The 13,958-nt window shown below is 42.7% G+C and carries 17 protein-coding genes; 7 read left to right on the top strand and 10 right to left on the bottom strand.

Translation table 11 applies throughout. From position 1 onward, the window contains the following. The first annotated feature begins 105 nt into the window (after positions 1-105). Entirely contained in the window at positions 106-1,512 is a 1,407-nt protein-coding gene (gene cls / locus F8C76_RS01105) for a cardiolipin synthase (RefSeq protein WP_152131429.1), read from the top strand. A gap of 23 nt (positions 1,513-1,535) precedes the next feature. Here cls and F8C76_RS01100 read toward each other — a convergent pair whose 3' ends face one another. Genes F8C76_RS01100 through F8C76_RS01090 form a run of 3 tightly spaced genes read right to left on the bottom strand, consistent with a single transcriptional unit; the run spans position 1,536 to position 3,743 of the window. Then, entirely contained in the window at positions 1,536-1,940 is a 405-nt protein-coding gene (locus F8C76_RS01100) for a hypothetical protein (RefSeq protein ID WP_152130087.1), read from the bottom strand. A gap of 46 nt (positions 1,941-1,986) precedes the next feature. Beyond that, entirely contained in the window at positions 1,987-2,838 is an 852-nt protein-coding gene (locus tag F8C76_RS01095) for a universal stress protein (RefSeq protein WP_152130086.1), read from the bottom strand. Positions 2,839-2,897: 59 nt separating this feature from the next. Beyond that, positions 2,898-3,743: a universal stress protein gene (locus F8C76_RS01090; RefSeq protein ID WP_152130085.1), complete on the bottom strand. Its 846-nt coding sequence runs from the start codon at positions 3,741-3,743 to the stop codon at positions 2,898-2,900. A 110-nt stretch (positions 3,744-3,853) separates the two neighbouring features. On the opposite strand from F8C76_RS01090, the gene trxA reads away from it, so the two are divergent. Then, a complete protein-coding gene (trxA, locus tag F8C76_RS01085) occupies positions 3,854-4,153 on the top strand; it encodes a thioredoxin (RefSeq protein WP_129656255.1) in 300 nt (99 codons plus the stop codon). A 7-nt stretch (positions 4,154-4,160) separates the two neighbouring features. On the opposite strand, the gene F8C76_RS01080 is transcribed toward trxA, so the two are convergent. From F8C76_RS01080 to F8C76_RS01055, 6 genes are all read right to left on the bottom strand, one after another. Then, a complete protein-coding gene (locus tag F8C76_RS01080; RefSeq protein ID WP_152130084.1) occupies positions 4,161-5,015 on the bottom strand; it encodes a universal stress protein in 855 nt (284 codons plus the stop codon). Positions 5,016-5,033: 18 nt separating this feature from the next. Beyond that, positions 5,034-5,885: a universal stress protein gene (locus tag F8C76_RS01075; protein WP_152130083.1), complete on the bottom strand. Its 852-nt coding sequence runs from the start codon at positions 5,883-5,885 to the stop codon at positions 5,034-5,036. A gap of 19 nt (positions 5,886-5,904) precedes the next feature. Then, positions 5,905-6,750 (bottom strand): universal stress protein, encoded by an 846-nt coding sequence (locus tag F8C76_RS01070; protein ID WP_152130082.1) that lies wholly within the window; start codon positions 6,748-6,750, stop codon positions 5,905-5,907. Positions 6,751-6,830: 80 nt separating this feature from the next. Beyond that, the gene (locus F8C76_RS01065) at positions 6,831-7,673 is read right to left on the bottom strand and encodes a universal stress protein (RefSeq protein WP_152130081.1); all 843 of its coding nucleotides are present in this window, start codon (positions 7,671-7,673) and stop codon (positions 6,831-6,833) included. A gap of 68 nt (positions 7,674-7,741) precedes the next feature. Continuing rightward, positions 7,742-8,788 (bottom strand): response regulator, encoded by a 1,047-nt coding sequence (locus F8C76_RS01060; protein WP_152130080.1) that lies wholly within the window; start codon positions 8,786-8,788, stop codon positions 7,742-7,744. Next, positions 8,766-10,295: a sensor histidine kinase gene (locus F8C76_RS01055; RefSeq protein ID WP_152130079.1), complete on the bottom strand. Its 1,530-nt coding sequence runs from the start codon at positions 10,293-10,295 to the stop codon at positions 8,766-8,768. The genes F8C76_RS01060 and F8C76_RS01055 overlap by 23 nt, the downstream gene beginning before the upstream one ends. An 87-nt stretch (positions 10,296-10,382) precedes the next feature. Here F8C76_RS01055 and F8C76_RS01050 point away from each other — a divergent pair, with 87 nt between their 5' ends. Then, positions 10,383-10,790, top strand: a complete 408-nt coding sequence (locus F8C76_RS01050; RefSeq protein WP_152130078.1) for a hypothetical protein — start codon at positions 10,383-10,385, stop codon at positions 10,788-10,790. 3 nt (positions 10,791-10,793) lie between these two features. On the opposite strand, the gene F8C76_RS01045 is transcribed toward F8C76_RS01050, so the two are convergent. Further along, entirely contained in the window at positions 10,794-11,615 is an 822-nt protein-coding gene (locus F8C76_RS01045) for a universal stress protein (RefSeq protein WP_152130077.1), read from the bottom strand. Between the two features lie 107 nt (positions 11,616-11,722). Between F8C76_RS01045 and F8C76_RS01040 the strand changes: the two genes are divergently transcribed. The 4 genes from F8C76_RS01040 (at position 11,723) to deoD (ending at position 13,950) form a co-directional block, all read left to right on the top strand. Next, complete coding sequence (locus tag F8C76_RS01040; RefSeq protein ID WP_249042332.1) at positions 11,723-12,103, top strand: hypothetical protein; 381 nt, start codon at positions 11,723-11,725, stop codon at positions 12,101-12,103. Positions 12,104-12,191: 88 nt separating this feature from the next. Further along, positions 12,192-12,596: a hypothetical protein gene (locus tag F8C76_RS01035; protein WP_152130075.1), complete on the top strand. Its 405-nt coding sequence runs from the start codon at positions 12,192-12,194 to the stop codon at positions 12,594-12,596. Between the two features lies 1 nt (position 12,597). Beyond that, a complete protein-coding gene (gene deoC, locus F8C76_RS01030; protein ID WP_152130074.1) occupies positions 12,598-13,236 on the top strand; it encodes a deoxyribose-phosphate aldolase in 639 nt (212 codons plus the stop codon). A gap of 9 nt (positions 13,237-13,245) precedes the next feature. Then, complete coding sequence (gene deoD, locus F8C76_RS01025; RefSeq protein WP_152130073.1) at positions 13,246-13,950, top strand: purine-nucleoside phosphorylase; 705 nt, start codon at positions 13,246-13,248, stop codon at positions 13,948-13,950. Positions 13,951-13,958 lie beyond the last annotated feature (8 nt).

Genomic DNA, 13,958 nt, shown 5'->3' with positions numbered 1-13,958 from the left:
TCACCTACAATATCCTATTTTCGTGAAGTACCATTTGCCTTGCCCATAAAAATGGGTCCGCAAGCACTCTATATTTGAAATAGTTTGGAGATTTTCGATAACACCATGGTAGTGAGCATTCTCATAACTGTCTACATGGTCATTGGACTAGTGATTGTAGTGAGCCTGCTTCTCAATGGGGTGCGCCCCAGCAAAACATTGGCTTGGCTCTTGGCCATCTTTACCATTCCTGTTGGAGGGGTGTTACTCTATCTTTTACTGGGTAGAAATCGAAGAAAAAGTAAGTTGTTCTCCCAAAATAATCATGCTGAAACCAGAAAGCATCTTCAAGAGGGTACTGACAAGGTCAATATCTCCGAATACAACAGAAAAATCTCCAAACTCATCTACAGGACTTCAAAGTGCCCTGTTACCGACCATAATGAGCTTACCCTCCTAAAAGATGGCAAGAACACTTTTGAAAGCATTTTTGAGGCTTTGGAAAGTGCCCAGGAGCATATCCATTTGCAATACTACATCTATGAGGATGGTATCTTGGCGGAAAAGCTACTGGAAATATTTGAACGAAAAGTAGCGGAAAACGTTACTGTTCGGGTCCTGTACGATGGTATCGGAAGTTACTCCTTAAGCAAACAATATCTCAATAGGCTTCGAAAATGCAAGGTCGAGGTCGCTCAGTTTCTCCCGTTCCGATTTGGCAAATTTCTGTCCTCCTTGAACTATAGAAACCATAGGAAAATCATTGTTATTGATAACAAGGTTGGCTTTACCGGGGGTATCAACATTTCGGACAAATATCTTAAGGGAGACCCCCAATTGGGCAAATGGCATGATACACATTTAAGAATCGAGGGGGAGGCCGTGGATTATTTGAACGGGCTTTTTATCTCTGATTGGTATTTGGCCAGCAATAAAAAAGTGGATACCTCATCATATACCATCCACAAAACGAAGAAAAAGGGATCCTCCATGCAAATAGTTCCAAGCGGACCGGATGATGATTTCGCGGCTATAGAGCAAGCGTATTTCTCCATCATGAACAATGCTGAGAACTATGTCTATATCATAAACCCTTATGTAATCCCTAATCATGCCATCCTCCAAAGCATGCAAACCGCTGCCTTAAGCGGGGTCGATGTAAGACTGTTGATGTCCTCCACTACTGACATGAAATTGGTGGATTGGTGCGTCCGCTCCTACTTTGAATCATATCTAAAGTCTGGCATCAAGGTATATCTGCATCCGGACGGTTTCCTTCATAGCAAGGTCATGCTCTGCGATGACAAAATTGCAAGTATAGGAACCGCCAACTTGGACAACCGTAGCTTACAGCAAAACTACGAGGCCAATGCCATTGTCTATGACGCTAAATTATGCCAGCAGATGAAAGACGATTTTCTCAAGGATTGCTCCAAATCAATCATGCTGGACGATTATCAAGCTTTCAGCAATCGTCCTTGGATCAATAAATTGATAGAGGGCATGGCCAAGCTCTTGAGCCCTATTTTATGAACAAAACACAGGAAAGGCACTGATCAATCCATGGGCTTTCTTCTTTTCAATACCAATCCCGCATAATCGTATACCTCGGCCTTGATCTTTTGATAATCCCCAAAATATTGCCCAACCTCGTTCCGTAACCGTTCATGTTTCTTACAGTACCCCATATCATCCACTTTGGAAGTACACTCCAAAATACCCCCCAAATGTCTTTCTTGTTCCAGAATCTTTTTTTGAAGCTGCTCCTTTTTCTTCTTTGATTTGGTGAACTCTTGCTTGAACTGTTCCAGGCGTTCAAACAAATTTGGTGTGGTAGGCTCAAAAACATAGGAGTTCAGTAATTTTTCAATAAAGGATACCTCATCATCAATGAACTGGAAATAGGATTTCCATCTTTGAAGCTCATATCGAAAGTCTTCTATTTTATTTTCGTTGCCCATGATCTATTCTATTTATAGTGTTCAATCAGTCCTTTTTTACATTTTTTCAATTATCATTCAACTCCAAAATGGGTATTTTGGGATCATACCCTATCTCCTTGACCAAGGGATTGGACAAGATGCTTCCAAAAAACAAATGCTTTCTGTTCATAAAGGCAATCATATCGCAATTGGTGCTCTCGATGAAAAGGTTGATGCCCTTACTCACTTTTACGGCAGATAAAAAGTGTAGCTCATAATCCAACCCTTCCAGAATATCTTGTAACAACCGTTTATGGGTTTCCTCTTGTTTGCTCAGTTTGCCATCCTTGTCCTTATCAATATGGACCACATTTATTTTTGATCCGTGCAGCTTTGCAATTTCCACCAACTGGGCCATTTCAGATTTTTTAAAGTCTGTCTTGTAATCCGTAGGAAAGGCAATTTCCTTGGGGGGAACATACATATAATCACTGGGCACTGCGATTACCGGACATTGTTTAATACTTTCCATTACAGATACCGTATTGGTCCCAAAAATCCGTGCTTTTGATTCGGTAAGGCCTTTGGTTCCCATAACAATTACATCGATATCTTTCTTCGCTATCTCATTCTTGATGGCTTCCACCAAACTATTGAAGGTGGAAATGTAATGGAACCGATGTTTTGGGTTTTCCGGATGGAGTTTGATCATCCCCATAAGTCGTTCCATTCCTGCTTCCGACGCTTCCTTGGCCAAATCGTACAAACGCTCCCCGGGTTCAGGGACCATCATACTGTCCAAGGTATAACCCGAAGCCTGAAAAGCGTTCAGGATATAAAAATCGCACTGTACATTTTTATACAGGTCCAACGCATATCTAATGGCGTTCAATGCATTTTTTGAATAATCGGTAGGCAACAAGACTCTTTTGTCCATGGCTGTTCAGGTTTTTCCCTAAAATTACATGGGATCGTTATCCTGTGCCATGATTTAGGTCAATTTGCCGTGTGGGGTAGCACCAAAAAAGGCACTTTGCAATGCAGGCCAATATTCCTGATCACAGGTTCCACAAAAAGACGCTCTAAAAACGAGTGCTTATTTTTCACCATTGCCAGTAAATCTACAGGCACTTCTTGCTGAAACGCGTTTATGGCTTCCACCAATTCTTGATCGGGAAGGTCATGAAACTGACAGGGTTGGTCTTGCATCAATTTTTCAAGATTGGATTTATTCCTCTTTTGCTGTGCCGTGAGCCCTTGTGAGGTTGAAACGTGCATGATATGCACTGTGGATTCCCCTAATTTTGACAATTCCAACAAGCACTCCAAATCCTTTTTTGAGAAGTCGATTCCATAATCCGTAGGGAACAATATATTCCGAAGCGGAATACTTTTCGTACTGGATGGAACGGCCAAAACCGGGACAATGGCCTTATTGATCACATGTACCGTATGCGACCCGAACAAAATTTCCTTGGCCCCCGTTGCGCCTTGGGTACCCATGATCACCAAATCCATGTTTTCATTATTGACCATGGTATTGATTTCATCTTCCAAGGTATTAAAAGCGGCATGTACCACATACTCGTGCTTTGGAAAATCAAACTTAGCCTTGATTCGTTTTCTGGTTTTTTCCAATTCGGCCTCCGCATTGTATTTATAGTCATCGGGGAGTCCAAGTTCACCCGGACTGCCCAAGGTGTAGTCCACACGGTACATGGGCGGTGTATAGGCATGCAGTAGATAAAAGACGCAGGTGGTGTCTTCCAATAACTTGGCCGCATAGGCAATGGCGTTGAACGCGTTCTCTGAAAAATCCGTGGGCAATACTATCCGCATCATATCCTTCCAATTTAATCAAACCTACATGCTTTTGCAATCTTAAACCATGATATCCATCAATTCACAAAAAAAACGGATTTCATAAATTGCATCTTATAAATAGTACATCCATGAAAGGAAATTTTAACGCTTTGATAGACTCCGATCAATTGGTACTCATTGATTTTTCCGCAGAGTGGTGTGGTCCATGTAAAATGTTGGCCCCCATCCTTAAGGATGTCAAGGCAGAATTGGGGGATTCGGTGAAAATCGTGAAAATTGATGTGGACAAAAACCAATCCTTGGCCAGTAAATACCAGGTAAGGGGTGTACCAACCATGCTGCTCTTCAAAAAAGGTCAACAATTGTGGCGGCAATCCGGTGTACTCCAAAAATCGGAGATTGTCCAAGTGGTAAAATCTTTTATGTAGGTAGATTTCACTCAAAAAGGTGCACGACCAAAAAAGGCACTTGGGTATTGAAGGAGACTTTTTTAATGACGGCCTCGCGGGTAAGTTTTTCAAAAAAACCATGGGCGTAGTTGATCATGGCCAACATGTCTACCCCTTTATGTTCTTCCACCGTTTTTTGAATGGCACTTTGAATGGAACTTCCCTTTTCCACTTCAAGGAACTTGTACCTTGTGTCCTTCAAGTGGTTCTCCAAAGTGCTCTTCGATTCAATTTGTTGGGGAGTGAGTTCTTCAGGATTCCCGGCATAGGTCACCCATATTTCAGAATCGAAAAGTTGGGTGAGCTTTAAAAGTGGATGCAGTTCATAGGTTTCAAAAACATGCTCGTACCCCGTAGCCAAGACAATATCCCCAATGGAATCCTTGACGATGTACTCCTCGGGAACGGCTATTACAGGGCAAAAATCAATCTCATTGATGATTTTATATGTATTGCTCCCCATAAATACTTCCTTAAGCCCCGTAGCCCCCTTGGTCCCCATAATAATGTAATCGATTTCCTTGTTGTACACCGTCTTCCCAATTGCATTCACAAGATGGTCCGCAACGGATAGGGTCTTAAAATGATGCTTCGGATCAGTATCAATCTCAACCACCTTCTCCAAAACCTCCTGGAGTTCGCGCTCCGATTGTTCTTTCATCAAACGGAACAAACGGGTGTCGTTGGTACTGCCCATTTTGGTGGTTAAACCGGATGCCCCAACTTGGTAGGCATTCAGGATAAGGAACTCACACTCTACATCCTTAAAGATGGAAAATGCATAAATAATGGCATTCCAAGCATTCTTGGAAAAGTCTGTAGGCAGTACTATCCGTGTCATATTCGTTGTGTTTCTATGCTATCCTTCAAAATCTGGAAGTACCATCAATGGGATTTCAGTTCTAAAAGTTACCTTTTTTACCACAGGTTCCTGCGTCAATCCATCAAAAAAATCATGGGAATAATTGGTGAGCACAATAAGATCGGCCTTTTCCTCCTCAGCAAATTGCCGGATAGCCTCAGCCACCGTGGTCTTAATAATGACTTTGTGAAATGAGGTGGTATGCCCCTCAAATCGCTTTTTCAGGATTTCCTTGTTGGCCTTCTGAATATCCAACAGACTAAACGTCTGTGCCACGTGGAAAATCTTGACCTCAGAGTTCCATAGCTTGACCAATTTCAACAAAGGTCTCAGTACATTCTTTGGAAAAAAATGGGCAAACTCGGTTGGAAAAACCAAAGACTCCAATCTTTGGAAATCATACGATTCCGGAACTACCACCAAAGAACAGTTTTTTATGTGCTTTATGACTTTTACCGCATTGCTGCCCATAAAAATTTCCTTAGCTCCCGTGGAACCCTTGGTTCCCATGAAAATGGTATCGATATCATAGCGAGGAAGTAAATCCTTGATGGTTTCCACCAGTCCGCCGGCAATGGACAACTTTTCAAAACTATGTTTTGGGTTCTTGTGATTTTCCTCCAAATAGTCCGTTACCTCCCCAAGCTGCCCCATAGATGCCTCCGATAGGGATTGGTAGACCACTCCCGCCCTGGTGCTACTTTTAAATCCGGTGATATTTTCTTGTTTGGGCTCATAGGTATGCACTACATGGAACTTACATTCCATGTCTGTGTAGAGTTTCACCGCCATAAAAATGGCATTCCAGGCATCCTTGGAGAAATCGGTAAGTAAGAGTATGTTTTTCATCCCTTTCTTTTTTAAATGTTCATCGATTTAGATTCTGCATCACCAAAAATGGAATCCCCACTTTAAGTCCAAGCAAGTCCACCGTGGAACGATAGAGCATGTCCTCAAAAAAGGAATGTCTTGAGTTTACCATGACCAACATCCCCACCTCATTTTTTTTCACATATTCCATAATTCCGTCAGCCTTGTTTTTGACCGAGGTGGTCCCAAAGGACAAATACGTATCGGAAAGGGAACCTTCCAGAAACTTTTTGTTGTCCATTTGTCTGATACTGAGTTCATCAAAATCCGTGAAGTAAAGACAATGCACCTCAGATTTGAACTTACGGGCCAAGTTCCCCAAAAGTTTGAGCTCCCTGCGCTTATAGGGCAGCATATAGTCTGTTGGAAACAGAATGACCTTGGGTTGTCTGTATTCAAAACCTTCCGGAACGGCCAATACGGGACATTTTAAATATTTGAACACTTCTATGGTATAGCTCCCAAAGGTGGTCTTGTGGTCACTGGTCTCCCCTTTGGTCCCCATAATGACCATGTCTATGTTCATCTCGTTCACAAAATCATTGATGCCGTCCACAAGACTGTCAAAAACGGCAATGGTCTCGAAATTATGTAATGGATTGGGCGGGTTTCCCAAAATGGTCCCTACCAAATGGTCCAACTTCTTTTCGGATTCCTCCTTTTTTATCCGTTTCCGTTCCTCCAAGTCTTCGGAAGAAGTGGTCTTATATTCCCCATACACCTCATCCATATAGGCATGCAGGATAAAAAAGCAGCTACGCTCACATTTGTACAGTTCCTGTGCATATTGCAGTGCATGTAGGGCGTTCTTGGAAAAATCGGTGGGAATAAGTATGGTGCGCATGGTAAGCTCTTTTCCCAAAGATAGGACAGCGAAAAAAGGTAAAATATGATTTTGGTCAATATCGGTATGTAGAAGAAACCTTATTCGTGGATAACGTAAAAGGGCACCATTGTATGAAAGCTGATTTTTTCGACCATGGAATCGAATAGGATTTGCTGAATAAAATTCAGGTTCTTGGCCACCATGACTATCATATCGGCCGCTTGGTTCTCCACAAAAGATTGTATGGCAGATTTTACGCTTTTATTGGAAATGGTATGGAAACTGTATCGGTCAGGGAAGGTCTCCTCCATATAATCAAAGAGGTATTCCTTATTCGTTTTTTGTTCCAACGTAAGCCCCTCCCCATTTTTGATCACGTTCATAATTCTGAGCTTGCTTGCGGAAAGATTCAACATTTCCGCCATGGAGCTTAAAATTCCGTGTGTGTAGAAAATATTATAATCGGTGGGAAAGGCAATTTCTTTGGGCTTGGATAACATTACGGCATCCGGAATCACCAATGTATTGCACTGTACTTTGGTAATCACATCACCTGCGTTGCTCCCCACAACCCTTTCCTTTAATCCGGAAGCACCTTTGGTGCCCATCACAATTAAATCGATTTGATGTTCTCCCAGGTTCTTTTTAATGCTCTGGACAAAAAAACCATAGTCTTGCAGTGTATAAAAATGATGGTTGGCATCCTTACTGTACTTTCTACAGCTATCCACCAAATCCGCCAACATTTCTTTGACATTCCCAGTGGAAAGGTCTTTGCCCTTTGGACGGGAAATTCCAAAAGTGTCCGTTTGTGTCTCTCCCAAGGGGGCCACATAAAGCACATAAAAGTTACACTCCAAGGAACGGAACACTACTTGGGCATACCTAAGCGCATTCTTGGAATTTTCTGAAAAATCGGTTGGGATTAAAATATTTTTCATAATCCACTCAATGACACTGCAAGTTTGCCATTCCACAAAAAAGATGGAATGATAAATGTCATTTTCGGCTAGTGGACCTGTTTTAAGGCCTCTTTGTCCAAGACCCTAATGTCTCGGTTTTCTATAGAGATAAGTCCTTCATCCTTAAAATCAGATAGGGTTCTGATCAGGCTTTCCGTGGCAATGCCCGCAACACCTGCCAAATCACTTCGGGCAATTTTTAGAGGGGTATCCTTTCCTTTGTTCATGGCTTGGGAATACAGGAGCAGGGTTTGGGCCGTTTTTTTTCGGACCGAGCTATACGCCATCTGCAGCAATTGCTTTTTAATCTGCACCATATCTTCGGCCATGATATTGATCAGTTCCAAAGAAACGTTTTGGTTTTCTTCGAGTATGGCTTTTACTTGGGTTTTGGAAATTCCTGCCAATTCCAGATCTTCCATGGCAATGGCATATTCGCGATAAGGAAAGTTCTCTGTCAAGGAGGTAAACCCCAAAAAATCATCTTCGCTATATACGGAAGTGATGAGTTCCTTGCCCTCCTCATCCAAGCCACAGCACTTGACCACTCCTTTCAAAATAAGATACACCATATTGGAGTGTTCCCCCATGGCATAAATGGTCTCATCCTTTTTAAAGGAAAATAATTGACCATGATCATGAAAAAAGTTCTTCAATTCGTGCAGCGACCTAATGTCGTGTTCTTTCGTATGCTCTCCCCGCTTCATAAAAACGCTTTCCAGCTGTTTGGACTTCTCCAAACGGGAGCGAATGGCATTCAAAAGTTCTTCTTCCTCAAACGGCTTGGTCAAATAATCATCCGCACCAAGGTCCATCCCTTTTCGCACCTCATGACGTTCGGTTTTGGCCGAAACAAAAATAAAGGGGATATGTTTGGTCTTCTCACAGGACGAGAACTGCTCCAGCACCTCATACCCATCCACTTCGGGCATCATGATATCGCACAGTACAATATCCGGGGTCTCCTTTTTGGCAATTTCAACGGCCATTCTCCCATCTGGGGTTGAGTATACCTGAAACCCCGATAGGTCCAAAAGCTCTTCTATATTTTCCCGTAATGAGGGGTCATCCTCAACCAATAGGATCTTCTTCATCTTCGTAGTTCTTAAATGGTATGGTCAAAGTAAATGTTGAGCCCTGGCCCAAGCTACTCGTAAAATCGATTTCGGCCCCAAGGTTGAACATGTGCTGTTTTACAATATTCAATCCTATTCCGGTACCCTGGCTCGTCAGCACATTGCTGGCCCTGAAATACCGCTCAAAAATAAAGGGCTGGTCCTCTTCCGGAATTCCCAGTCCCCCATCCACGACATCTATTTGGAGGTTTTCGCCCTGTTCCGTGACCTGAAGTTCTATCTGGGTGCCTTCATGGGAATATTTAATGGCATTGTGCAACAAATTGGACAGGGCCAATGCCAAAATCTTTTCATCAAAAAATACGTTTATGCCATCAATATCCTTGGGGTATAGAATCCGCTGCCCTTCCTTTAAAAGTGTATTGGAGTTATAGACCACCTCATTGATCAGCTTGCTCAAGGGAAACAAGGTAATGTTGTACTTCACCTTACCGGTATCCAAACGTTCTATGGAGAGAAAATCAGTAAGGATATTATCCAAATACTTCACCTTTTCCCTAATGGTGTTGATATGCTTATCGCGTTTCTCCTGCTGCTCGGTCTCGGTATATTTAGAAAGCAGGGAAGCTGAGGTCAGTATACTGGTCAATGGTGTCTTGAATTCATGCGAGACCAAGGAAAGGAATTTTGTCTTTAACTCGTTCAGCTGCTTCTCCGCCTTCAAGGCTTCCCTAAGTTGAAGGGTACGCTCCTCAACCTTGTTTTCCAGATGTTGGGTATAATTTTTTCGTTCGGTAATGTCCAAAACAATGGCCAAGCACACTTCCTTTTTTCCTATGGATGACAGTTGCAAATGCACTTCTACGGGATATATGGAACCATCTTTTCTTTTATGGATCGTTTCAAAATCGACTTTTTCCCGTTTCTTATTGATCAATGGGGCAATCAATCTTTTTAAACTTTTCTCGGAAAGATCGGTCTTGATATCAAGGACGGACATCTGGTTCAATTCTTCCATGGTATAGCCCAAATTAAGCTGGGCACCACGGTTTACATTGATGAAGACAAAGGTTTCCACATCAAAAATATAGATCTCGTTGAGCGACTCATTAAAGATCTGGAACCAGTGATCTATGGTCTGCTCGGTTCTCTTTCGTTCCGAAATGTCCACAATAATGGCCATTACGTAATTTTTCTGCAACAGGGTAAATGGGTTAAGCCCTATTTCAAGTGGGAACTCACTGCCATCTTTCAGAAGCCCAACAAGGTCCAGGCCTTGCCCCATGCTTCTTTGATGGCCCTTTTGTAGAAATGCCCCGGCATCCAGTTTGTGCTGCTCCCTTACGTTTTCGGGAAGCAAGGCTTCCAAGGGCATGCCGCTAAGCTCTCCTTTTTGATAGCCGAACATACGGTTGGCCACTACATTGCTGGCCACAATAATCTGTTGATCGTTCACGATGAGTATCCCTTCCGAAATCACTTCCGTTAGAATCCTGAACACATTGTTTTTTTCGAACAGCTTCACTCACTAAAGTTAACAAATAACTGATTTACATCATAAGCGAAGGACTCTTCCTTGTTTATCTTTATTCAAAGCATAAAAACTATCAAAATGATGGACTCGAAAAAGAAACTGGGAAACGAATTGTATCAAAACTTGGGAAAGCTTTTCTATGCCGTGGCCATGGCAGACCATAGCATCCATGCAAAAGAGATGGATCGCTTAAAAGAGGTTGTACGTGACCATTGGCTGGAAGTGGATGATATTGAGGACGAATATGGAACCGATTCCGCTTTTCAAATTGAGACCGTTTTTGATTGGTTGATGGAATACGAAAAGGACAGTGATGAAATCTATGAAGAGTTCGAAGCTTTTTACACCGAACACAAAATCGTATTTCCGGAACGTGTAAAACAGCTCACCATGTCAACGGCCAGGGCCATAACCTCAGCCTTTGCCGGAAGCAACAAGTCCGAGCTGATTTTATTGGGCCGAATTGAATTGTTGTTCAGGACCTGACCGTTAAAGTTTTATGGTAAGAACCGGTAGCTTGGCTTGGTTGGATACATTTTCGGCCGTACTTCCGGCCAAGAAATGGGCGATTCCCTTTCTACCATGGGTGGTAATGGCCAAAAGGTCCACTCCCTGTTCAAAACAAAAATTGAATATGCCCCTTTCCACACTGTGGTAGTTATAGACCCGTATGGGCACTTCCTCCCCGATAGCGCCATTAAAATCCTTGATTCTCTTTTCTATATCGGAATATCCCATATAATTGGCTCCCAAGATGTTCACATAAAACACCTCCAGCTTGGCAGAGAACAGTTCCGCATATGCAGCGACCTTGTGATACACCGAAGTATTCTCCAGTTCCAAATCACAGGCAAAGGCCATTTTTTTAACCTTGAAGCTTTCATATGGCCTTTTGATGACCAATACGGGGACTTCTGAAGTGCGGATTACTTTCTCGGTATTGGACCCCACAAAAAACCGACTCAGGCCACTGGTTCCATGGGAGCCCATGACCACTAGGCCACAATCATTCTCTTGGGCCACTTGGTTCACCTCACTGAAGATTTTGTAATTCTGGATGATGCCTTCAATTGGGATATTACGGAGATATTCCTTTTCCAAAAAGCTTTTGATTTTTTTCTTGGCCAACTTCACGTAATAGTTTGCCTCCTGTATTTCCTCCTCTTCAGATTTGGCCATAACGGATTCGGATACTCCCAACATATGCAAAACAACAATTCCCACATGGTGCTCCCTAGCGATTTGTGAAGCTACCTGTAAGGCATACTCCGAGTGTTCGGAAAAATCTATGGGCACCAATATTTTTTTCATAAATGAAGTTTCATCAAATATAGAAGGTGCAGAAACCGTATTTCATGACCTAGGTCATTTACTCCAAGGTAGCCGTTGTACTACCTTACCATTCTAAATCGCCCACAATGAAAAAGTTTATTTTCTATACCATCTTGTTTTCGCTGCTGTTCGCATTCCAGTCCTGTGGTCCGGTCATAGTCTCCCATAGATTGGCAGACCCACCTCCCCCATGGTTTTATCCGCATAGGGTTGAAGCGGTGAGGTATGTCTTCTTCCCAGAAATAAATATTTACTATGATCTTTCCTCCAGGGCTTATATCTATTTGGATGGAGGTATATGGATAAGGCGAACTGTACTTCCCTCAAGATATCAATCCTATAATTTAAGCCGATTGCGTTATGAACGCATACGGAACTATTATGATGACGATATCCAACGGTATCATCAAGATAAAAATACCAACAGAGGACGCAGCAATACCAGTACAGGACGAAGGGGCAAATAAATCAATGGGCTTTTATAAAACCCTGACCGTTGTCATAAAAAAACAAAGGGAAAAGAGGCTACCTTTACTGGAAACTAAATCTTTGGATATGCTCAATTCAGAAAAAATAGGGAATGAATTCTATCAAAATCTGGGTATGCTTTTTTATGCCGTGGCCATGGCCGACAACAAAATAAAACCCATAGAAAAAGCACGGTTGCAAAAATATGTGCGGCAACATTGGTTGGATGTGGATGATGTTGAGGATGAGTTCCACACAGATGCGGCCTATCAAATAGAAATCGTTTTTGATTGGCTGGAAGGCGAGGAAAAAGATAGTGATGAGTATTTTGAGGCGTTTAAAGGCTTCTACAAGGACCATCCGGAAAAGTTCACCCCAAAATCCAAGGTCCTTATTATAGAAACCGCAGAGAGCATTGCCCATGCCTTTGCTGGGAAAAACAAATCTGAGATGTTGGCTATCTTTAAGCTGAAACAGCTTTTTAACCATTGATATGCACTTACCGGATTTCATAGACCATACCCATTTAAAACCCACGGCGACCCTATCCGAAATCCAATACCTATGTGAAGAAGCCAAACGCTTTGGGTTCCATGCGGTTTGCGTTAATGGATGCCATGTTTCCTTGGCATCTGAAGAATTGAAAAACACCAAGGTAAAAATTGCCGCCGTTGTGGGCTTTCCCTTGGGAGCCATGTCCACCGAGGCCAAAATCTTTGAAGCAAAGGACTGTGTGAAAAATGGAGCGGACGAGATAGACATGGTCATCAATATAGGATGGTTAAAATCCAATGAGGATGATAGGGTCAGGAACGAGATCATATCCATAAAGCAGGGCATTGGGGATAAAATATTGAAGGTAATCCTGGAAACCTGTTACCTGACCACATCCGAAAAGGAAAAAGCCTGCATCTTGGCTGTTGAAGCGGGGGCCGATTTTGTAAAGACCTCAACCGGATTTGGAAGTGGCGGAGCCACTTTTGAAGATGTCATCCTTATGAAAAGAATGGTTGGCGACAAAGCAAAAATCAAGGCTTCAGGAGGCATAAAGGATAAAGAGACCGCTTTGAAATATATCGCCCTAGGGGTTTCCAGAATAGGAACCTCCTCCGGGCCGGCATTATTGAACTAATCCACACCCATGAGCATACATCTTGAAGCCCAAAAAGGAGAAATTGCAGAAACCGTGTTGATGCCCGGAGACCCGTTACGGGCCAAATGGATAGCGGAAACTTTCTTGGAAAATCCCAATTGCTATAACAAAATCCGGGGTATGTTGGGGTATACCGGAACCTATCAAGGAAAAAGAATATCCGTACAGGGAAGTGGCATGGGAATGCCTTCTTCCATGATTTATTTCCATGAACTCATCAAGGATTATGGGGTACGGAACATCATCCGCGTAGGGTCTGCTGGATCGTACCAAAAAGAAGTGGAATTGAACGATGTGGTGTTGGCCATGGCTGCCTCCACCACCTCGGGCATAAACAATTCAAGGTTCATCAATTCCGATTATTCCCCCACGGCCAACTTTGAGCTTTTCCAAAAAGCCGTGAACTATGCCCAACAACAAAACATCCCCATAAAGGCGGGCAATGTGCTTTCCTCAGATGAATTCTATGTGGACGACCCCAACGAATATAAACTTTGGGCCCAATATGGTATTTTATGTGTAGAAATGGAAACCGCCGGATTGTACACCATAGCGGCCAAATATAAGGTACGGGCACTGTCCATTTTGACTATATCGGATTCCTTGGTCACTGGAGAAAGTCTTTCTGCCATGAAACGGGAAACCTCCTTCAGGGATATGGTGGAAATAGCCTTGGCGGCTTCCCTTCCCTGATAGAAGAG

It is taken from the genome of Flagellimonas olearia (genome assembly GCF_009184425.1).
GTDB classification, from domain to species: Bacteria; Bacteroidota; Bacteroidia; order Flavobacteriales; family Flavobacteriaceae; genus Flagellimonas; species Flagellimonas olearia.
This window is presented reverse-complemented; position numbering and strand designations above follow the sequence as displayed.

Bases quoted from the DNA above. Each gene is read 5' to 3' on its own strand.
- cls (WP_152131429.1), top strand. From the start codon at position 106: ATGGTAGTGAGCATTCTCATAACTGTCTACATGGTCATTGGACTAGTG.
- F8C76_RS01100 (WP_152130087.1), bottom strand. From the start codon at position 1,940: ATGGGCAACGAAAATAAAATAGAAGACTTTCGATATGAGCTTCAAAGA.
- F8C76_RS01095 (WP_152130086.1), bottom strand. From the start codon at position 2,838: ATGGACAAAAGAGTCTTGTTGCCTACCGATTATTCAAAAAATGCATTG.
- F8C76_RS01090 (WP_152130085.1), bottom strand. From the start codon at position 3,743: ATGATGCGGATAGTATTGCCCACGGATTTTTCAGAGAACGCGTTCAAC.
- trxA (WP_129656255.1), top strand. From the start codon at position 3,854: ATGAAAGGAAATTTTAACGCTTTGATAGACTCCGATCAATTGGTACTC.
- F8C76_RS01080 (WP_152130084.1), bottom strand. From the start codon at position 5,015: ATGACACGGATAGTACTGCCTACAGACTTTTCCAAGAATGCTTGGAAT.
- F8C76_RS01075 (WP_152130083.1), bottom strand. From the start codon at position 5,885: ATGAAAAACATACTCTTACTTACCGATTTCTCCAAGGATGCCTGGAAT.
- F8C76_RS01070 (WP_152130082.1), bottom strand. From the start codon at position 6,750: ATGCGCACCATACTTATTCCCACCGATTTTTCCAAGAACGCCCTACAT.
- F8C76_RS01065 (WP_152130081.1), bottom strand. From the start codon at position 7,673: ATGAAAAATATTTTAATCCCAACCGATTTTTCAGAAAATTCCAAGAAT.
- F8C76_RS01060 (WP_152130080.1), bottom strand. From the start codon at position 8,788: ATGAAGAAGATCCTATTGGTTGAGGATGACCCCTCATTACGGGAAAAT.
- F8C76_RS01050 (WP_152130078.1), top strand. From the start codon at position 10,383: ATGATGGACTCGAAAAAGAAACTGGGAAACGAATTGTATCAAAACTTG.
- F8C76_RS01045 (WP_152130077.1), bottom strand. From the start codon at position 11,615: ATGAAAAAAATATTGGTGCCCATAGATTTTTCCGAACACTCGGAGTAT.
- F8C76_RS01040 (WP_249042332.1), top strand. From the start codon at position 11,723: ATGAAAAAGTTTATTTTCTATACCATCTTGTTTTCGCTGCTGTTCGCA.
- F8C76_RS01035 (WP_152130075.1), top strand. From the start codon at position 12,192: ATGCTCAATTCAGAAAAAATAGGGAATGAATTCTATCAAAATCTGGGT.
- deoC (WP_152130074.1), top strand. From the start codon at position 12,598: ATGCACTTACCGGATTTCATAGACCATACCCATTTAAAACCCACGGCG.
- deoD (WP_152130073.1), top strand. From the start codon at position 13,246: ATGAGCATACATCTTGAAGCCCAAAAAGGAGAAATTGCAGAAACCGTG.